Genomic DNA, 18,971 nt, shown 5'->3' with positions numbered 1-18,971 from the left:
CCCTACGCTTGCGCAGCGGAGGTGTGGCGCATGACGTATTCAGCTGCCACGACTGTCGTCGCGCTGATGCGTGACATGCCGAAGACACTGACCGCAGCTGATCTCGGAGACGCGTTGCTGGACAACGGATCTGTGGATCAGGTGTGGATGAGCACGTGGGCGGCGCATCGGGACCGGACCGTGGCACCGCCGGGTGACTGGTCCGCATAGGTTTTGATCAGATCCCGCAAGCTGACCGGTGCTACTCGTCCGACGGCGCCGTGTCGTCGGGTTCGGGTTCCTCCTCGAGGGGCGGATCGCCCACTGGCTCGGCTGAATCCCACAGTTCCGCGACGTGATTGCGGGCGAAGTCGGCGACCGGTCCGGTGAGCGGAACCAACGTGGTGGGTTTGCGCCCGGCTCCGTTGAATGAGCAGCCGAGCTGGTACACCGCTGTCTCACCCACGATGTAGCGGTCATGCAGAAGTCGTGGATCGGCCACGCGCACTTCAACTTCCACATCCGGGAGCGCCTGGTACATCTGCCATGGGATCAGTCCATTCGCACTGTTGGGGCGGCGCAGGACGACGCGGGTGGTGCCGGTGAACTTCGCGATCTCGAGGAACTGCTCCGGCTTCAAGTAGGGATCGACGATGACGCACGCGCCGGCATCAGCGATGGTCGCTACGAGGGCACCCCACGCAAGTGGATCGTTACCGTCGAGCACCGTGATCTCCGAGGCGGTGGTCAGGTCGGCATCATTGGGCAGAAGTGCACGGCCGAGACCGGAGAGGACCAGACCGGCTCCCGTGGCCGACGGCTCGATCCATCGGAGCCGCTGCGCCTGTTCGATCAAGGTCTCGTCCGGTTCGCGCTCCTCGATCACCCGCTCAGCGGGGAACAGTGTCGCGAAGTCGATCCTCGGTTGCGTCGCGCGCAGGTGCTCCATGAACGGCTGCATCGACTTCGCCAAGTCCTGGTTCAGCGATTCCATCATCTTCTTCACAGCGGGGGACTCTGAGATGTTCGGTAGTGCGCCCAGCGCAGCGGCTGCACTCGGTGACTTGACGACCCGGCGCGTCACCTTGCCGCGGATTGGATCAGGCCGCAGCACCCACTCCGTGACCTCCTCCGGCGTCGGCGAATACCCTCCGCTGTTGACGGCGTAGATGTAGGTGAGAAGGCGACGTTGAGTCTCGTTCAAGATGTCCATAACTCGGGTTACCGCCCCTCGTTCAAGCGGGCTCCGTCGAGCCGCCGGTGGATCATCGACAGGGTTCCCAGCACGTCGAGCGCGTCCTGCTCGGACATCTGCCAGTCCAGTTTCGGTTCGTGGGCAGCGGGGTTCCGGAACGCGGCGAAGACACCTTCGGCGAGTAGAGCGACGCCGGCCTGTTCGTTGCGCTCGGTGTCGGTGGTGCACGGGGTGAGGAGGATGCGCGGCGACTTTCCCTGCAACGTGGCCTGCACCAGCGGGCGGCCGTCCTGATCCAGCTTCGACTTCTCCCGCAGCCGTGCTCCAAGTCCCTTGACGGCCTCGAATACGGCCTCGTAGAAGTCGACCTTGAGCAGTTCGGGACGGCAGTGGCGGATCACCTCGGGGTGCGCGCCGCGTTCGGTCAGGAGGGTACGTAGACGCTCGCTGCGGGCGGACGCTTCCGAGGCTGTGGCCGCCTTCGTGGCGGAGCCGATGCGCCCGTCCTCGCGCACTCGGTAGCCCGACAGTGACAGCACCTGGGTCAACTCGTCGCGGGCCACCGCGGCTTTGGCCTGGCGGTCCCAGATCGTGTCGGGCTTCATCGCCGCGGTAATGACGGCGAGGATCGGCCGGCCGTCCCGCTGCGAGAACTGCTTCTCCTGCATGCTTGCGGCGAGGCGTTTCCACTTCGTCTGGCCTTCGCCGAGTGGGTCCGGCATCCCCACCGACGCAAGGATCCGTGTCAGCTCGGGGCCGGTGTACAGCTCTCCGATGATCCTGGCGATGTTCTCGATCGAGCCGTGGCCGAACGGTGCGATGGTGCTGGCTGCCATCGCAGCAGGTTAGCGATCGGTGCCGACAACGCGGTGCCCTGCCGCGGTGTGGACGTCCCCGGTGAAGTCGGTTGCTGTCCGTCGTGCCCCGCGGGGCGATGACCGGCTGTACCCCGGACAGCAAAGAACCCCGCGCCGATCGGCGCGGGGTTCTTGTACAGTTTGCGGTCCTGGGTACTTCTTTCAGGTCTGGGTGATGTACCGAGGAGGGACTAACTCCTACGTCTTTATCGGGGTCCGACCTGACGAGCACCGATGCTACCACCCGTTACCACTTTTGGGAAAGCTGCAGCTCACGGCCTGGCCTCCAGCACAGCCGGAGTCTTCCACCTCTGCCGCATCCACTCGAACGAACCCTCCGGCAGCAGCGGCTCGACCGCGGTCATGTGTCTTTGCATCGCGACGGCGTCGTGAGTCGAGGCGATTCGGCAGTGCGCACAGTCGTTCCGGATCTGCGTCAGGTCGTGGAGTGCTTCGAAGAAGGGAGCTCGCTCCTTCTTCGCCCCTTGGGGTGTCCGGACGACGGACTTGACGCGCCCCCAGATCTCGGCTTCGTTCTTGGGTCTGAGGAGGTTCGCCCAGAAGCCGAAGGGGAAGGCGGCCACCACATCATCCCGTGTGCGCGTGCGCTTCCCTTTTCGCGCACGGGTGATCGCGGTCTTGACGGCTTCGGACACTTCATTCTGGAAGTCGGGGTCGCGCTTGAGATGAACCTCGAACCACGGATCATCGCCTCGCGTCTTGTTCTGTATCGCCTGGTCAAGAGCATTGCGGACGATGACTTCGAAGTGGGATAGGTCGTACATCATCGCGGCGCTCAGGTTCATGGACCAGAGGTACAGCTGCTCCGGGGCGTGGTGGTCGCGCGCGAATCTGTTATCGAGACGGGCGGTGGTGATCCACTGCGCCAGGGGCGGAGTGCTGGGTGTTGGAACCGACACCGTCAGATTATGGCCTCCCAGCTGGAGTTCTCGATCGCGCCTGCTGCATGTTCGCGGGCGGTTGGTGACCGGAAACTGTCAGCCCCGACCTCTACGCTGCGGCTGACAGGAGCGGGAGGTGGCGCATGGAGTATTCAGCGGCTGCCACCGTCGTCGCCCTGATGCGCGCCCCCTACCGCCGACGCTCACGCTCGCCGATCTCGGTAACGAGCTGCTGGATTGCGGATCTGCAGACCAGCTGTGGGCTGAGCACCTGCGGGCCATACCGGAACCGGACCGCGATGCCGCTGCGGATGACGTGCAGCTATGGAGTGCCCGCGGCTGGAGAACCCAGACGGTGCTGGATACGGACTACCCGGACGCCATCCGCGCCGCCCGCCGCCCGCCGGCACTTCTGATGGCAGCGGGTGCTCTCGTTGCGGATGACCATGCTCCTCAGCGGCATCAACGGGGTCGCTCTGGCGGGAACTCGAACCCGTCTCGCGGTGCAGCTACCGATGGTCCTCTTTCCCGCGCCACCCGTGACCGCCAACCAGCCGGCGCACACACCCTCGTACAACTTGTTCGTGAACGCGTTCCTATCCGATCCGGGTGGCGTCAGGTGGAGCCAACAGCCGAGCGCTACGGGCGGCAACGTTCCGTCGATGGTCGGTTGGCGCAAGGCGTATCCGCCCGACCCTTCGGAGGTCAGCCTCGGTGCGGTTCCCTTCACAGGCGTGCGGGAGAGTGTCCTGCGGGAAGATTCGACGCACATCTTCTGGTCGGGCATCGCGCTCGGCATCGGTGGCGCCGCCGCGGTGGCCTGGCTGCAGGCGCTGTTAGCGGCTTTCGTGAGTCGGTCCGCGAAGCGAGCGGCCTCCGACGGCTCGCAAAGGGAGAACGAGCCCACTCCGTCACAACTGTCGTCGACGGGAACCGCGTCACCGCCTCGAGGGACGTGACACTCAAAACTGGAGTGCCGCAACACTTTCTGACACGCTCAGTGCATGAACGTGAAACTCGCCGTGATCGCCCTGGTCGCCGCCACCGCTGCTCTGTCCGCGTGCGGTGCGCCGGAGAAGCCGGTGCGTGTCACCCCGGCCGCAGCGGCCTCCACGTCGGCACCGGTGCGGGTGGCCGCGCCCGAGTGGGTGAACGTCGATGGGCAGGGCAGCTACGCACCGTTCGGTTTCACGCCGGCACCGGGTGTCCGCATCCTGCACACCGGCACGGATGGGACGCAGAAGATGTGCTCGCTCGGCCCGGCTGTGCGCCGCGAAGGCGGGTACGGGAGCGGTTTCCTCACGGCCGGTCACTGCCTGAACGACAACGCGCCAACCATGATGGAGCTGGCGACGGACGGCGGTGGCGGGAGCGTTCCATTGGCTGTAGCGGACCGTGCGACCGGCTCCCAGTCGTGGGTCGAGAACACGGCGATGGACGGTGCCAGCATCTGGGGGCCGGCCGCGTCGCCGCGTATCGCGGGCTGGCCGGTGGCGGGTGCGCTGACCGTGGCGGGGGTCCGGTCGCTTGTCTCTGTGGGGTCGCCTGTCTGCTTCGTCGGGGCGACCACGCAGCGAGTGGTGTGCGGCCCGGCCGTGTCGGTGAGCGGGTCGCAGATCCTGTTCCGCCGCAGCAGTTCTGAACACAACGGCGGGGACAGCGGCGGCCCGACCTTCCTGGTGGACAACGCGGGGCGGGCGCATCTGATCGGGATCTACTCGGGTAACGACGCGGCGGATGAGTCGCGGGCCGTGCCGACGTTTTTGGATCCGCAGCTGGGGCGTCTGCGTGCGGAAGTGATGACGGATTCGGTGGCCGCGCAGTCGGTGCGCGGCGACAAGAGGTGGAGTACGGCGGCAGCGTCGTAGCCGGGTGGTGGGGGTGACAGGGGCGGTCCCGAACAGGGGCTGCCCCTGTTGCTGTCTCGCGCCGTGGTCGGCGTCGGCGGATGCGAGGTGATGGGGTGCCAGCCATGACTGATCCGTACGACGACGAAGACATCCGCGATGACGGCGACCAGTACCAGGACGAGGAGCGGGACCGTGACGAGTGAGACGACGCCGCGAACCGTATATGCCGACGCCACGAACGCCCCTGTTGCCGGCATCGACGTCAAGACCCTGGTGGCTGTGCGCACGATGCTGACCGCGGCGGGGGACACGATCGCCGCTGACGCCATCAGCGACGTGCAGGAGTCGTCACGACAGGCACGGGCTGCGCTCCTGAACGGCACCGATGCTGCGTTGGAGGAGGCGCGTCAGCGGGCGGCGTTGAAGGTGATGGCCCGGCTGGGGTTCACCTGCGACGAGCTGCATATGGCGTTGACGCTGACCGGCAACCGCACGACTGCGGAGCTGAGGGGACTGAGCCCTGACGAGGTGACCACGTACGTAGAGGACATCGCTCGCATCGACCACGAGGGCGAGGAGACGGAGGCGTTCTCCGTGCTGACCCTGCTCGAGGCGATGTGGCCGGACATCGTGATGGAGGCGGGTCGCATCCACTCCTGAAAGTGCGAGAACCGCTGCGCCACTGACTGATTCGGCCTGTAGTGCAGTGCTGCCTACATCTGATCATTCTCGGTTCTAGAGAATAATGGTGCAGCACAACGATATTCGTCGCCGTGATCGATGCATCTGAGGGGCTGATTCGCCAGATACTGTGGTACTACTTAATGCAACGCCACAAGACTTGATGCAACACCACAAGAAGAAGACGCGAGGAGTGAAACCTGATGATCGCCAAGACCCTGAACCCTGACGAGGAGCTGGACGTCACCGCGACCGCAGTTGACATGGAATGCTGCGCCGAGACGGTGCGTCGGCTGATCCGTACCAAGAAGCTGCGGGCCGTGAAGGCCGGCACCCGTGGCTACCGGATCAAGCGCAGCTGGATCGACGAATACCGTTCCAGCACCGCTTCGTTCGCCTGATCCTGCAAGACCCCACCCCGGAATAGCGAAAAGGCCGGCGCTGGAACGCCGACCTTCTCATTTAGCTATTCGCCTGTACTCCCCACGAAGGAGCTAGACATGACTGTACCCGATCAACCCCACGCTGCAAACGGCGACACGTCGCAGCCTCTCACCGTGGGGAGTCTCGCCGCCCACCCTGCCGAGCAGGTGTCGGTTGAATACCACGTCGCTGCAACGCCTCTCACCGCCGAGCATGTCGCAGCGATGGCCGCCGCCTCGGCCGCTCCCACCGCAACTCCGGCTACCCCCGAGGCTTGGGCCCCTTACATCCCGGATCACGGCTTCGCGCCTGCTGCGGTCAAGGCCGCGTGCAGCTGCCCCGGCGGCGGTCGGGGCGGCACCGCGGAGTTTCAGGTGCACATCGCCGGCTGCGAGCAGCGTCTCGAGGGCAAGGCGCAGCCGTTTGCCGCTGAGTTCTGTGCCGAGTTCGACTTCGAGCCGGTCACGCCGATCGATGCCGTCACGTTCGGGGCCAAGCTGCGCGGAATCACGCCGGTGGCGTTGGTGGACACGATGGCTTTGGAGAATGAGGATCGCGAGTTCACCTCGATGGTGCAGCAGCTGCGGGGTGATCAGCCGAGCATCACCGACGTGGAATGGAGCGCCACGGTCGCCCGCCGGCAGCGTGCCCGCGAAGACACCGACGTGCTGTTGAACGAGCTCCGGTGGATCGTCACCGAGACGGAGTACGACGACGTGCTCGACGGGCTGAGCTCCGCTTCCCCTCAGCCAGGGCGCGGTACACCGTGGCTCGCGACGCGCCGAGCGACTTCGCGATCTCGTCGACGGCGATGCCACCGTTTCGCAGAAGCACCGCGTGCCGCTTCTGATCGGCGGTCAGCTTCGCCGGCCGGCCTCCATAGCGCCCCGCCGCCCGTGCGGCTTCCAGTCCGGCACGGGTCCGTTCGATGAGCAGCTCTCGTTCCATCGCGGCCTGCGCGGCGAGCACCGTGTAGAAGAAGCGGCCCATCGCGGTGCTGGTGTCGATCTGCTCAGTTCGGCTCACCAGGGTGATGCCGTCGTGCTCGAACCTCTCCGACAGTTCCATCAGATGCGTCGTGCCCCGGGACAGTCGCGACAAGCTGTAGACGACGACGGTGTCACCGCGTCGGAGGTCGGCTAGCATCGCATCCAGACGTGGCCGGGACGTCTTGGCCCCGCTCACGCCGTGGTCGATGTAGAGCGCGTCGATCCCCGCGGCCTCGAGTGCCCGGATCTGCAAAGCCTCATCCTGCTCGTCGGTGCTGATGCGGGCGTAGCCGAGGCGACGGCCAGCGGCGGATTCGGTCGGGTTCTGGTCCATGACTCCGGTTTATCAGAATCGGCGGACATGTTGAGTTGCGAGACGCGTTGCGGGGCTGCAGTTTTGAGACAGGTTCTGCAACAGCGAACGCCAGGTCGCGTCTCGGCGTCTCACCACTCCGGCATCCGAGCGTTTGTGAGAATCGGACATCGGCGAGTGGGTGTCCGGTTGTCGGTCCCTTGCTGGCCACCGCCGTGACGGAAACGCACTGTGCCAGTTGCATGTTCAGATGCACGTTACTAAACATGCACTGCCTCAAGGGCGTTCACCCTGAACCCGTTGCGTACTTTACGCAATCCAGATGGGAGCGGATTACCCATCGGGAGATGCGGTCGCGCATCGAGCGTCAGATGGGCCTCGACACCGCGATCCGCGCGCTGCCCCGGATCGATCGGGACCCCACGTTCTGTATCGGTGACGGCATGTTCTACCGCCTGGTGGCCACTGCCAATGCGCAGGCGGTCGCGGCATGACGGCCCCCAGCCTGGGTTCCGCGCACCTGCGCACCATGCGCGAAGCCGCTGGCCTGACCCTGCAGGCCGCCGCCGACCTGGCGGGGGTGTCGTTGCGGACGTGGCAGAACTGGGAGTCCCCGGACTCGGGCGCCGAGATCAAGGATGACGTGTACGCGCTGCTCGATCACCTGCTGTCGGAGAAGGCCTCCCGCGTCGCCGACATCCTCGACACGCTGGAGGATCTGGACGCTGAGTTCGATACGGGCGACGGCGAAGCCGCGGTGGTGTCGCTGGTGCGGTACCGCTCGCAGGAACAGCTGGACCGGGTGCATCCCGGGTTCACCGGCGGGATCGGTCTGCACAACGCGATGCTGGCCGTGCTGGTCGAGGAGCTCGACGGACGGGCGGTGGTCAGCTGGGCGCCGGAGGATCCGCGACCTTAACCGGTCCACGCGAACATACCCGGTGCCGGCGGCCGGACGCCGCTGGTCGCGAGTCAGCGCTCGGTCGATGTCCAGATCAGTAACGAAGCCCGTGCGTTCTGCTGTGAAAGTGCGGCGGGGGCAACCGGATCCGTCGAGGTGGGAGTGGCGGTGTCCGACATGGTGGCCGGTCTTTCTTGTCGATGGGGGAGCCCTGTGGGCACCCGCCAAACGGGGCGGTCTGGTCGGCCTGCACGGCGCAGTACGGTGCAGCCTAGGATTTCGGTTTGGTTGACGGTGAACGAGACAGCGGCGGACAACCCTACGACCTGAAAGTCGGGATCGGGCCATTTGGTCGCGTCGTCGCAGATTGCCAAGTCGAAATTCGTCTCGTCGTCGTAGGTCGCGCCGCTCAGGTCAGCGCCGCGAAGGTCGGATCTGCCCAGGTTGGCGTGCGAGATGTCCGCTGACGAGAGGTCCGCCGAGTACAGGTCTGCGCCTCGAAGCATGGCGTGGCGGAGATCGATTTGTGGCCAGTTGTTTTCGGATAGATCGGTGTAACGCAAGTCCACCGTGAATCTGCCAACCCACATGCCGTCCTCTTCGTTGTCCGACGTGGACATCCGAAGGTGAGTCTGGAACTGGCCGATGATGGCTTCATTGACCAGCTCTGCTTCGAGTCGGTCTGGTTCTGAGAGTCCGTCTTTACGATCAGCCCGACGGCGCAGGTGGGCGCAGAGCAACTCGACAATCGTGGCCGACTCGGTGTCCTCGACGCGGTTCGTTACGCCGATCCCCCGAAGGCGTTGGTAGTGGCGAATCCAGTCGTCAGCCAGATTGGCGAGTGAATAGACGCCGGCGGCCATGATCGCGAAGTGGTCGTCAGCGAGCTGTTTGGCCCCGCTCTCGAAGCGCTTCCAGAGAAGCTCTTCGTCGTCGTCGATACGGATGCGCTCGGCGTTGTCTGCCTGTGCCAGAACGGTACGAGCTGCGCCGGCGGATCCGATCGCTGCCACCACAACGGTCACTGTAGGGGCTAGTGCTCCGCCGATCCGAGTGGTGACCCATTCCCAATGCAGCATCGAGATCACCAATGTGATCGCGAGACCGGTTGCGACGACAGATATCCAGATCGAAATTCTGAACCAGGTCCGAAGGCCCACGTGTTTCGCTCCGGCCACATTCATGGCGGGGTGTTCCGGTGCTGAGCGACGATCTTCCCGAATCACTTCGCTCACAACCCAGGCCACGAACCACGGGCTGACGGCGAGCAACCCGATGAACGGGCCGCAGGAGGCGGACACCCGCCACAAGACGACGGAGGCGGCTGCCACTCCGAGTGCGATGGCGAGGACGCGGAAGAAAACGGCCATGGCGTCATTCACCCCCAGCGTGTGCGGTTGCCGTGACGATCACTGTGCCCTCCGAGTGGATCCCGCTGCCTGCGCCAGAAAGTACCCCGCCGCGACGTATCGGGAGACGTGAATTTGCAGTTCGACATGTCCAGTTGGATGGGTGCGGGCGGCTTCGGCTGGGATCTGTCTGCGTGGCCGGTCGACAAGCACGACCTGGACACCGGGCGCTGATACCGCCCACCGCCGAGCCGCATGGCAGCATTGTTGGCGTGGCACCCGCTGATCCGCTGAAGGACGTGCTGGCCGAGTTCGCGAACTGGGCGTATCCGGTGAAGCGAGAAAACATGTCGCTTGTCCCGGGTCAGCCGACACCGTTGCTCATGTATGGGTACATGTCGTTCCCGAAATGGAACGACCTCGGCGAACTGGTCCACCGTGATGCAGGTCTGGTGAAGCTGTTCCCACCCACAGGTAGTACCAAGGATCGGTTTGTGTATCGATCCGTTGGCGGCATCGGGGTAGTAAATCCGTTCAATTTGGGCGGGACGCTATGCGAGGCAGCGTGGTTGGTGTGCCAGCAGAAGCTTCGGGCGACTCCCACGGCGGAGCAGTTCGTTGCCGAGGTCGGCGAGTGCCTCGACCTCCTACGCAAGGCTGCCAGTGGGGGAACGGTGATGACGCCGGTCAAGGTCGGCCTCGCCGGCGTGAAACTCCCCGAGAGCCGCAGCGAGATCGTTTTGCCGTGGTGTCGGATCAGACGCGCCGAGGAGCAAGACTTCCCGTCGATGCCGCATCCGGACAGCGATGGAGAGGTGCAGACAACCGATTCCGCCGGTAACGCGGTATCGGTCAGTTACCGTGGTGATTTGGTGGCCGAGTTCGACCTGCCCTGCGTGATGCGCTTCGCGGACTACGTTGTAGGGGCCGACCTCGCCAACCGGGAGCCGTGGCCCACCCAGCTCGATCCGACAGCAGCCGACAACCACGTCAACGTCAAGCCGGTTGACTGTATCCGGTCAGGTCTCGCCCTGGCCCAGGTCGTGACACACGGCAGCCTGGTCGAAACGTGGCGGTCTGAGGTCGACCCGCTGGAAGGCTTCGGATGTAGCGTCAGGTTCGCAAACAGCCGCCGGTCGCAGATTTTCCCAAATCAGCTCTCCGAAGCTGATGTGGATCTCTGGACTGAATGGATGCAACGCACGTGGACGTTCTACGACAACATCCCCATCGCGATCACTCGTCTGCTGCGCGCAGTGTCCGAGGTCAAGCCTCGCCCCGAGGACACATTAATCGACGCAATCATCGTGTGGGAGAACATTTTCGGTGCGCCACAGGAATCCACGATGAGGATCACGATGGCGATGGCGCGCGTCCTTGCAACAGCGGAGGCGGAACGGCGCGACCGCTGGGAAGAGTTCAAGAAGATCTACACCCTGCGCAGTGACATTGTCCACGGGAATGAGAAGTTCAGGAAGCTGACCCCTTCGCAGGTTTACGCGACCGCGGCCAAGGCGGTACCCATCTCCATCGAGCTGCTGCGTACGGTGATGCAGTCCCACCCAGACTTGCTGACGCAATACAAAAATGGCGCTGAGAGGAGTGCTGCCGTTCTACTCGGCTGATGCCAGGATGCACTTGCCGACGAAGCGGCCAAGGTCGAGCAAGGTCTGCCGTCACCACACCGTTTCCGCGACCGCGCCCGCTCCGCCCATACGCAACTGATACTGCACCGGCATGCTCAGCGACCACCGATAGGGTGAGACCCGGACATCGGGCCCCATCGCTGTACGCTGATCGGGTTCGTGTCCCGTCTCACCGATTGCGCCACGTCACGGCGCCGTACATGACACATCTTGAACAGAAGGGGATTTCCCTTCCACGCCGGTGAACCGGCACCGTCCCCGTCGTCCTCGGAAAGACGGCGCAGCTCTGCGGTACCTCGCCCTGTGGCGGCTGGAGGTCGAGCGAGTCGAACGCATCCACCGGACAACCGGCTACGTCCCGTCCGGATGCCCGTGCTGCGACTATGTGATCTACGACGATGCCCGTGATCGCTTGGAAGCACTCGTCCGCCGCCGCGGCAAGCATGCTCACCGGCTCCGGGTCGAGGTGCACCGGCTCGACGAACGCTTCCGCGCGGTCACTGTGGAGCGGGGTGCCTGGGCGTCGGCTCCGTGGTGGTGCCGCCGAGAACCGTGCGACTGACATGTCTTCGTGTGAAACTCCCTCGCGGCCTGTCGGTGCGCCGTGCCATGCTTCCCGCACCATGACCGACACCGCCGCATCGGAGCTCTGCGCCTGCCCGGAAGAGCACGCCACGGCCGATGGCCGATGTGCGGAACCGTCGATCCGCAGCGAGGATCCAGGCGACCCGACACTCGCCAAGTACACGTGGTGTGGGTGCTGTATCGCCGACTGCCCGGACGTGCACGGCCCCGAGGGGCGGCTGCCGGCGCACTATCGGTACTCGGCTGAGTGGTCGGACGAGGACGGCGAGTTCGTCGGCCTCGCAATCGAGTTCCCAGCTCTGTCGTACCTGGCGGACACCCCCGACGAGGCGCTGACTGGTATCAAGTCGCTCGTGGCCGAGGTGCTGCGAGACATGGCAAGAACCGGGGAGTCGCCGCCCGTGCCGGCTCCGGGGGAGTGATCTTCCAGGACCGTTCGGAATCGCGTGTGCGGTCCAGGAGCTGATGAATCGCGCATCGGCGTTGTCCGATCTGACGCCGGGTGGCCGATCGAGCCTCGATCGGCCCCACGCCGTGGATGCGGAGGGCGCGGACTCCATCGCGCCGCGGCTGACGGCGGGCGTCTTGGAGGGTGAACCCGCATTGGGCGGTCAGCTCATGCCTCGTCTGTAAGACTCCAGCGTGTGCGGTACATCACCGATGTCTTCACTCTCGCTCTTGGCAGGCGGCCATCAGAGTTCGTCAATGGCGGCGCGCTCGGATCCGCCGAAATCGAGTCGTTGCGCGCCGTGTACCACGAGTGGCAACGTCACGAGCAGGTCTGCACTCATTCCTCGTCGGAGCTTTGGCCGTTGATCAGTCACCATGACGATCAAGACGGTCTGGTTGTTCTGCGCAACTTCCCGGCCACTGCGCGGCCCACCTGGAACGGTCAGTCGAAGAACGTACGTGACGAGCTTGCTACACACCTTGTTGCCTGCAACGGGGTTGTGCTCGCCGATCCACTACGCCGCATATTCTTTGACGTCGATGATCGGCCGGTTCTCCATCCTCGCAGCGAAGACCTGCATCGAGTAGCTGCCCGGCTCGGCACGATCGAACCGCTCATCGACAGCGAGGTCGTCAAGGTTTCGCCGATACATCCGTCACTGCACACCGCTGAACGGCAGAGCTGGATCGAACCTTTCAATCTCGGCCCTGGGTTGAAGGTGATCACCGATTTGATCGAGGAGGGCTACTGGATCAGCGATCGACCTCCCGTAGAGCAGAGGCTGTATCCGGAGAAAGTCCGACAGTTCCTGAGCAGCTGTGGCGTCCGCGGTTCAGATCTGCCGACGGCCGACCCTCTGGCGGCGGTCGAGGCGTTTGCGCGGGCGCTCATGGAGGTTTCGTGGCAGCTTGCCAACGCTATCCGATCGGGGGCCGATCTGTACCTGACCAGCCGGTTGGAGAGGCGTCTTTTCGAAGTCCTGATCGAGGACTGCGCCGACCAGTTACGACATCACACCAGACTCACAGAAGGACCCGAGGCTCAGGGCGAGCACCTGGGGATGTTGGCAACCGTCGGCTTACCGTTGCTGAATGCCTCTGCGATCACCTTCGATGACGTCGTCGACATACGCACCGGCGACGCTTTCACGGCGTGGCGCACTAATCTCAATCGCGCGCTGAACTCGTACTCGATCGCGTTGGATGCCGGGCGCAGTCCGGTTTCCGCACGCGAGCACTTCGCCACCGAATTGCGAAGCGCGGCATCCGAACTCACCGCGTGTTGACCGTCTCTCAGCATGACGACCACGGGGTAGTTATTCGTCATTGAGGTTGCTGATGTGAGGCGCCGGATTCTCGTGCGGTTGCTGGTGTTGGTGTGCACCGTCAGGGTGAGGACGTACTGATGGGTCGCGCGGCACCCCGCTGAAGTCTTGGCGGGCTCGCAGGGTGCCGCGCTGTAGTGCACGGAGGCACTCGTGGTGACGGTAGAGGCTGATCTGGTTTCCGTCGAGTCCCGGCTGGCTGCCGGCGAGATCGGGTGCCCGTCCTGCGCCGACGGTGTGCTGGGCGGCTGGGGATTTGCCGGCCCGCCGCATCCGCGGCGTAGCTGGCGCGGTGCGTCCGCGACGGGGCGTTGCCGGTCGTGTCTGGTGACGTGCTGCTGCCGGTGATGATGTTTGCGCGTAGAGGGTATGGCGCACAGACGATTTGGAATGCGTTGGTGCAGCGAGCCGACGGCTTTGGGCATCGCCGAATCGCGGAGAATCTGAGGGTGCCAGCGACCACGGTGCGCGGATGGCTGCGCCGGGTGGCCGGGCGTGTGGAGTCAGTGCGGGCGTGGTTCATCCAGGTCGCGATGCGCACCGGAATAGACGTGCCGGTCCCGCAGGGGTTCGGCTGCGGCTGGCGTGATCTGGTGGCCGCGATAATCACCGCCGCTGCGGCGATCGGTCAGAGGTTCGGCCCGGCGGGGGTGCTGGGCGTGGTGACGCCGCACCTGGTGATGGTGGCGGTCAGCGGCGGGCGGCTGCTGGCGCCGGACTGGTCACCGGCATGACGCGGGGTGCACGCAACACCAGTTGCCCCTGACGCGACGCGCCGTGATCGGTGATCCTCGCCAAGGAACCTGCCCGGCAACGGTTTCGGGCAGGGCCGCCGAGCATGCGAGGAGGACACTGCGGTGTCATTGGAAGAGCACAAGCGTCGGGAGCGGGCCCACGCGATCGGGTTGTTCCGCTATCAGTTGATCTGCCCTGCACTGGAGGCGGGGTTGTCGACCAAGCAGCGCGGCAGACTGGTCCGCGAGATCGCCGAGCGCCGCCATATCGACCCGTTCGGCAGTCAGGTGCAGGTGGCGCGGGCGACCTTGGATCGCTGGATCCGCCGTTACCGGGCTGGCGGCTTCGAGGCACTGGTCCCTGAGCCGCGGCGGTTGGCCACCCGCACCGATGAGCAGGTGTTGGAGCTGGCCGCCTCGCTGAAACGGGAGAACCCGGCCCGCACCGCCGCCCAGGTGGCCCGGATCCTGCGCACCGCGACCGGGTGGGCACCCTCGGAATCGACCCTGCTGCGCCACTTCCACCGCAGCGAACTGATGGGCCCGGCCACCGGCGCGGCAGGTGAGGTGTTCGGCCGGTTCGAAGCCCCCGACCCGAATGAACTGTGGGTCGGCGATGCCCTGCACGGCCCGCGGGTCGGGGACCGCAAAACCTACCTGTTCGCGTTCCTCGACGACCACTCTCGGCTGGTGGTCGGGCACCGCTTCGGGTTCGCCGAAGACACCGTGCGCCTGGCGGCGGCGTTGAAGCCGGCGTTGGCCGCCCGCGGAGTTCCCGCCTCGATCTATGTCGACAACGGGTCCGCGTTCGTGGATGCGTGGTTGCTGCGGGCGTGCGCGAAACTCGGTATCCGGCTGGTGCATTCCGCGCCCGGTCGCCCGCAGGGCCGCGGCAAGATCGAACGGTTCTTCCGCACCGTGCGTGAACAGTTCCTCGTCGAGGTCACCGACACCAGCAGCGGGGCCTCGCCGCGGCCGGGTGGATCACCGCGGGGCGTTGTTGGAGCTCAACCGGCTGTTCATGGCCTGGGTCGAGACCGAATACCACCGCCGCACCCACTCCGAGACCGAAGCGCCGCCGCTGGCTCGGTGGGAGGACGGCTGGGATCGGCTCGGCGGGCTGCCGGCGTTGCCGACTGCTGCGGATTTGACTGAGGCGTTCTTGTGGTCGGAGTTCCGCACGGTGACCAAAACCGCCACGGTCTCGCTGCACTCCAACACCTACCGGGTCGACCCCGGCCCTGGCCGGGCGCCGGGTGGAGTTGGTGTTCTCCCCCGTTCGATCTGGAAACGATCGAGGTCCGCTACCGGGATCAGAGTTTCGGCGCCGCGATCGCTCACACCATCACCCGCCATGCCCATCCGAAAGCCCGGCCCGAGACCGTTGACTCAGGACCTGCGCCGGCGGTGACGGGGATCGACTATCTGGCGTTGACTGCCGCTGCCCATCATGAGCAGCTGCGCCAGGATGAACGTATCGGCTATCACGCCCTCTACGGCCCTCGCACTGACCGCACTATCGACGCCCCTGGCGACCATGCTCAGATTCCTGGCCAGCTCTCCATCACCGACCTCGACCCCGGCAACGCTGCTCATGAAGATGGGGTGTCGGCATGAGTATTGAACGGCTGCAATCGCATTGGGGTTTCTCCCGGATGCCGTTCGGGCGGAATCTAGCTCCGTCGATGCTGCACCGCCACCCCGGCCACAGCGAAGCGATCGCCCGCATCGGCTGGTGTGTCAATCAGTGCGCGATCGGGGTCATCACCGGTGAAGTCGGCGCCGGCAAAACCGTGGCCATCCGCGCCGCCGCGACCGCCCTGGACCCCGCCCGGCACGTCATCATCTACCTGGCCAACCCCACCATCGGAGTCCGCGGCATGCTCACCCACATCGTGGCCGCCCTCGGACACACCCGGTCTTTCACACCGCCCGCCTCGCACCCCAGGCCGCGGACGCCCTGGCCGCTGAACACGCCGAACGCGGCCGCAACCCCGTGCTCGTCGTCGATGAAGCCCATCTGCTCGACAACCATCAGCTCGAAGCGATCCGATTGTTGACCAATCACGACATGGACTCCGGGTCACCGTTCGCCGTCGTGCTGGTCGGCCAACCACCCTGCGGCACCGGCTACGCCTCGGTGTCCTTGCCGCGTTGGATCAGCGCATCGCCGTGCGCTACACCCTGCCCGGCATGAGTCCAGCTGACACCGCCGACTACATCAGCCATCACACCAAGATCGCCGGCCGCTCCGACACCCTGTTCGCCGAGGATGCCGTCACCCTGATTCACAACGCCTCACGCGGACACCCACGAGCGGTCAACAACCTCGCCTTGCACGCGCTGACTGCCGCGTTCGCTGCCGGTCATTCCATCGTCGGGGAGAAAGCTGCCCGCATCGCCATCAGCGAAACAGCCTCAGACTGAACCAGACTCCCACCACCGAGACCACCACTGCATCACCGCGGCGACGATCCCGTCACCGAGACCACCACAGCCCCGCTCAAAACACCGAGCGGGGCTGTTCTCATCGATCCGTCATCATCACCACCGATGACGACAACATCGTCACGCTCAATGACGGGCAACAACCGCGAAGGCTAAAGACAAATCGCTCAGACGTGCGTGCTCCATCGGATTGGGAACTCTGGGTATCGGAGCCTCCACGTCCGCTGCTGCTCAACTGCTGGCCCACTCGCCAACCGCCGCCATTGCGGTAGCAGGCGCAGCATCCTCCACGGCCTTGACTCTGATGTGGAACTTCTACCGTCAACGACTGACTCCCGACAAGAAGGCCGCAGTCCGCTTCTTCGCCGCCTTCGACCTCTAGACCGCGGCGCACTCAGAGTGCGCGTACCTTCACCGTGTAGCTCGACTCGCCGGGCTCCTCGCGGTAAGTGACCTGCTTGATCTGCTTGTCGTCCTGGTACAGCCAGACGGTAGCGAGGTCACCCAGGTGATCGATCGAAGCCCTGTGAGCCCGAACGGGCTTGTTCTCCAAGACATCCGCGATCCCGCCGAGGATGTTGGTCGCATCTCCACCCGGCGAGCGGGTGACCACATCCAGTGCCACGCCGCCCGTCACGATCGGAGCGAACCCGTGCTCCTGGCACGCATGCTGTGCGGCCAGAAGGAGGGCGCGGATTCTGTCTGCCTGCCCATGCTTCGCGTTGAAGACGGAGAGCGCCTCGTTCTTCAACGGCGGTAGACCCTGCACCTCGAAACGGATCGAAGCTACGTCTGCGTCTACCGGTTCGTGATTGACCGCCTGGCCGGACATCGCAACCTCCTTCTTAGCTGGTGGGCGGCCTCCGAGTCGGGAGGACCGAACTCTGCGTCCGGGGTCAGCTTGCCAGTGCTCGCTGACGAAGTCGGTGTCACCGGTGCGGTTCATGACGTGCTCGCGGAATGCCCGACGGTGCCCAGCGCCTCGTGCTATGTTGTGCGGCTCTGCTCAGCCGGCCGAAAGGACATCGCCATGCCCGAGACGTAGATGCGGCTGCTCTCCCACGCAGCCGTTCGGAGGCTGCGGGCAGCTCGCCAGAAGCGAGAAATCCGAATGTCCAAGACGGGACAAAACCGACCCCGTGTGGGTGCGGTGCAACAACCGCCGCGGCGATGTCGTTGTTCGCCACGGCTACCGGTGCCATCGGACCGGCGGCGTCACGTGCGATCTGCCCCAGTGGCCGGTCGACAAACACCACCTCGACACGGGGTGTCACTACCGACCCGCGATTGCGCTGTGGGAGCGGATCTACCGCGGTAGTTACATGGCACCACCCAGCCGCCAGCCCTATCGTCGTGCTTGGTTCGCGGCCGAACGTGCGGCGCAGCGCCGGATCGCGCGGTCACTCATCCGTGACGCGAACAGCGGTGACGGCGAAGTGGACGAGGACGTGATCGACCACCGAAAGGCCGGCCGGTACCGGCTCTACGGTGGCGGGTGGTGGGATTGACCATTCCGTTGGATCCGCCACGATGGTGCGGAACCGCGACAGCCCCGGCTTCCGCTCCCATGGCAGCCCGGGCTGTCCCAGGACGCCCATGCGACGGAGCGAGTGCCACTCCCTCTATCACAGCATTCGTAGGATGTAAGTTTTTGCCAGCGTGGATGTAACGATTGTTGCGATGAATCGCTACGTGTCACCTGCTTCGCGTCAATGCAGGTCACAGCGGTGGCGTAATTTTTACAGCCGCTATCACAACTCTTACATCCACGCTGACAAATAGTTACATGCGGGTGTATATGTTACCGGCCGCCCGAATCTCAAGTGGCACTTGCACTGTCGGGCCGCCGAATGCCGTCGGTCAGCGCGTCCGATCGGTGAACGCATCCTCGGGGTCCAGCCCCGGCGCCAGCTCCGCCAGCAGGTTCCGCACCATGCGCCGCGCCGCAGCCTCCGCCACGTGATCGGTCACGAAGGAGGTCTCTCGGCCGCGCTCGGTCACCGTGTACTCGACGGTCCACAACGTCATCCCCGGCACAGTGATGTGATCGTCGGGGCCGGCGATCCGGGTGCTCAAACGGATGCGGACGGGATGACGGGTGATGCCCACGAGCGGAACCTACGTCGCCGTGCCGACAGTTACGCAGGCGAGACATGTCGGTCCCGGGTGCGATGCTCCGAGCATGACCGAGTTGTGCGACTGCCCCGACGAGCACTTCGCGACCGCCGACGGTCGCTGCGACAACCCGCCGTTGTGGCACGACGACGCGGACACGCTGGACCACAAGCGGTACTCGCAGTGCGGGTGCTGCATGGCTGACTGCCCGGATGTGCACCTGGAGCCG

At 65.1% G+C, this 18,971-nt stretch carries 20 protein-coding genes and 3 pseudogenes; 16 read left to right on the top strand and 7 right to left on the bottom strand.

The genetic code is table 11. From position 1 onward, the window contains the following. The first annotated feature begins 30 nt into the window (after positions 1–30). Complete coding sequence (locus tag G6N67_RS36275; protein ID WP_179976785.1) at positions 31–210, top strand: hypothetical protein; 180 nt, start codon at positions 31–33, stop codon at positions 208–210. A 31-nt stretch (positions 211–241) separates the two neighbouring features. Here the strand turns inward: G6N67_RS36275 and G6N67_RS36270 are convergent, their stop codons facing one another. From G6N67_RS36270 to G6N67_RS36260, 3 genes are all read right to left on the bottom strand, one after another. Beyond that, positions 242–1,192, bottom strand: coding sequence for a hypothetical protein (locus G6N67_RS36270; protein WP_036443237.1), 951 nt, complete (start codon positions 1,190–1,192; stop codon positions 242–244). Positions 1,193–1,200: 8 nt separating this feature from the next. Further along, positions 1,201–2,010: a TIGR02391 family protein gene (locus tag G6N67_RS36265; protein WP_036443239.1), complete on the bottom strand. Its 810-nt coding sequence runs from the start codon at positions 2,008–2,010 to the stop codon at positions 1,201–1,203. A gap of 293 nt (positions 2,011–2,303) precedes the next feature. Continuing rightward, positions 2,304–2,951 (bottom strand): hypothetical protein, encoded by a 648-nt coding sequence (locus G6N67_RS36260; RefSeq protein ID WP_036443241.1) that lies wholly within the window; start codon positions 2,949–2,951, stop codon positions 2,304–2,306. Between the two features lie 422 nt (positions 2,952–3,373). On the opposite strand from G6N67_RS36260, the gene G6N67_RS36255 reads away from it, so the two are divergent. The 4 genes from G6N67_RS36255 to G6N67_RS36240 all read left to right on the top strand — a co-directional run bounded on the left by G6N67_RS36255 (position 3,374) and on the right by G6N67_RS36240 (position 5,865). After that, the gene (locus G6N67_RS36255) at positions 3,374–3,892 is read left to right on the top strand and encodes a hypothetical protein (RefSeq protein ID WP_036443243.1); all 519 of its coding nucleotides are present in this window, start codon (positions 3,374–3,376) and stop codon (positions 3,890–3,892) included. A gap of 45 nt (positions 3,893–3,937) precedes the next feature. Further along, complete coding sequence (locus G6N67_RS36250) at positions 3,938–4,801, top strand: chymotrypsin family serine protease (RefSeq protein ID WP_051579340.1); 864 nt, start codon at positions 3,938–3,940, stop codon at positions 4,799–4,801. A gap of 174 nt (positions 4,802–4,975) precedes the next feature. Further along, the gene (locus G6N67_RS36245; protein ID WP_036443251.1) at positions 4,976–5,443 is read left to right on the top strand and encodes a hypothetical protein; all 468 of its coding nucleotides are present in this window, start codon (positions 4,976–4,978) and stop codon (positions 5,441–5,443) included. 224 nt (positions 5,444–5,667) lie between these two features. Then, complete coding sequence (locus tag G6N67_RS36240) at positions 5,668–5,865, top strand: excisionase family DNA-binding protein (RefSeq protein WP_036443254.1); 198 nt, start codon at positions 5,668–5,670, stop codon at positions 5,863–5,865. Between the two features lie 715 nt (positions 5,866–6,580). Here the strand turns inward: G6N67_RS36240 and G6N67_RS36235 are convergent. After that, a complete protein-coding gene (locus G6N67_RS36235) occupies positions 6,581–7,210 on the bottom strand; it encodes a recombinase family protein (protein WP_063835204.1) in 630 nt (209 codons plus the stop codon). A 326-nt stretch (positions 7,211–7,536) separates the two neighbouring features. On the opposite strand from G6N67_RS36235, the gene G6N67_RS36230 reads away from it, so the two are divergent. Beyond that, positions 7,537–7,683: a hypothetical protein gene (locus tag G6N67_RS36230; RefSeq protein WP_163642443.1), complete on the top strand. Its 147-nt coding sequence runs from the start codon at positions 7,537–7,539 to the stop codon at positions 7,681–7,683. Next, positions 7,680–8,108, top strand: coding sequence for an Aca2/YdiL-like domain-containing protein (locus tag G6N67_RS36225; RefSeq protein WP_036443261.1), 429 nt, complete (start codon positions 7,680–7,682; stop codon positions 8,106–8,108). Before G6N67_RS36230 ends, G6N67_RS36225 begins: the two co-directional genes overlap by 4 nt. A 53-nt stretch (positions 8,109–8,161) precedes the next feature. On the opposite strand, the gene G6N67_RS39010 is transcribed toward G6N67_RS36225, so the two are convergent. Next, complete coding sequence (locus tag G6N67_RS39010; protein WP_051579341.1) at positions 8,162–9,460, bottom strand: pentapeptide repeat-containing protein; 1,299 nt, start codon at positions 9,458–9,460, stop codon at positions 8,162–8,164. A 251-nt stretch (positions 9,461–9,711) separates the two neighbouring features. Between G6N67_RS39010 and G6N67_RS36215 the strand changes: the two genes are divergently transcribed. The 8 genes and pseudogenes from G6N67_RS36215 (at position 9,712) to G6N67_RS36180 (ending at position 16,606) form a co-directional block, all read left to right on the top strand. Then, the gene (locus G6N67_RS36215; RefSeq protein ID WP_036443264.1) at positions 9,712–11,064 is read left to right on the top strand and encodes a HEPN domain-containing protein; all 1,353 of its coding nucleotides are present in this window, start codon (positions 9,712–9,714) and stop codon (positions 11,062–11,064) included. A 262-nt stretch (positions 11,065–11,326) separates the two neighbouring features. Further along, positions 11,327–11,647: a hypothetical protein gene (locus G6N67_RS36210; RefSeq protein WP_036443267.1), complete on the top strand. Its 321-nt coding sequence runs from the start codon at positions 11,327–11,329 to the stop codon at positions 11,645–11,647. A 61-nt stretch (positions 11,648–11,708) separates the two neighbouring features. Continuing rightward, on the top strand, positions 11,709–12,092 hold the full coding sequence (locus tag G6N67_RS36205) for a hypothetical protein (RefSeq protein ID WP_051579342.1): 384 nt from the start codon (positions 11,709–11,711) through the stop codon (positions 12,090–12,092). Positions 12,093–12,135: 43 nt separating this feature from the next. Next, positions 12,136–12,303 (top strand): hypothetical protein, encoded by a 168-nt coding sequence (locus tag G6N67_RS36200; RefSeq protein ID WP_163642441.1) that lies wholly within the window; start codon positions 12,136–12,138, stop codon positions 12,301–12,303. 11 nt (positions 12,304–12,314) lie between these two features. Further along, on the top strand, positions 12,315–13,406 hold the full coding sequence (locus tag G6N67_RS36195; RefSeq protein ID WP_036443270.1) for a hypothetical protein: 1,092 nt from the start codon (positions 12,315–12,317) through the stop codon (positions 13,404–13,406). Positions 13,407–13,598: 192 nt separating this feature from the next. Beyond that, positions 13,599–14,179, top strand: a pseudogene (locus G6N67_RS39600) (helix-turn-helix domain-containing protein). A 123-nt stretch (positions 14,180–14,302) separates the two neighbouring features. Then, positions 14,303–15,796: pseudogene (locus G6N67_RS36185) on the top strand (DDE-type integrase/transposase/recombinase). After that, positions 15,793–16,606 (top strand): annotated as a pseudogene (locus G6N67_RS36180) (ExeA family protein). The pseudogenes G6N67_RS36185 and G6N67_RS36180 overlap by 4 nt, the downstream one beginning before the upstream one ends. Positions 16,607–17,021: 415 nt before the next feature. Here the strand turns inward: G6N67_RS36180 and G6N67_RS36175 are convergent. After that, entirely contained in the window at positions 17,022–17,459 is a 438-nt protein-coding gene (locus tag G6N67_RS36175; protein ID WP_051579128.1) for a hypothetical protein, read from the bottom strand. A gap of 490 nt (positions 17,460–17,949) precedes the next feature. On the opposite strand from G6N67_RS36175, the gene G6N67_RS36170 reads away from it, so the two are divergent. Further along, a complete protein-coding gene (locus G6N67_RS36170) occupies positions 17,950–18,135 on the top strand; it encodes a hypothetical protein (RefSeq protein ID WP_131524807.1) in 186 nt (61 codons plus the stop codon). Positions 18,136–18,487: 352 nt separating this feature from the next. On the opposite strand, the gene G6N67_RS36165 is transcribed toward G6N67_RS36170, so the two are convergent. Next, complete coding sequence (locus G6N67_RS36165; protein WP_036438892.1) at positions 18,488–18,736, bottom strand: hypothetical protein; 249 nt, start codon at positions 18,734–18,736, stop codon at positions 18,488–18,490. Positions 18,737–18,971: the final 235 nt, after the last annotated feature.

The organism is Mycolicibacterium mageritense (assembly GCF_010727475.1).
Lineage (GTDB): Bacteria > Actinomycetota > Actinomycetes > Mycobacteriales > Mycobacteriaceae > Mycobacterium > Mycobacterium mageritense.
Note: the sequence above shows the minus strand (reverse complement) of the source record. Positions and strands in the feature narration are given on the sequence as shown.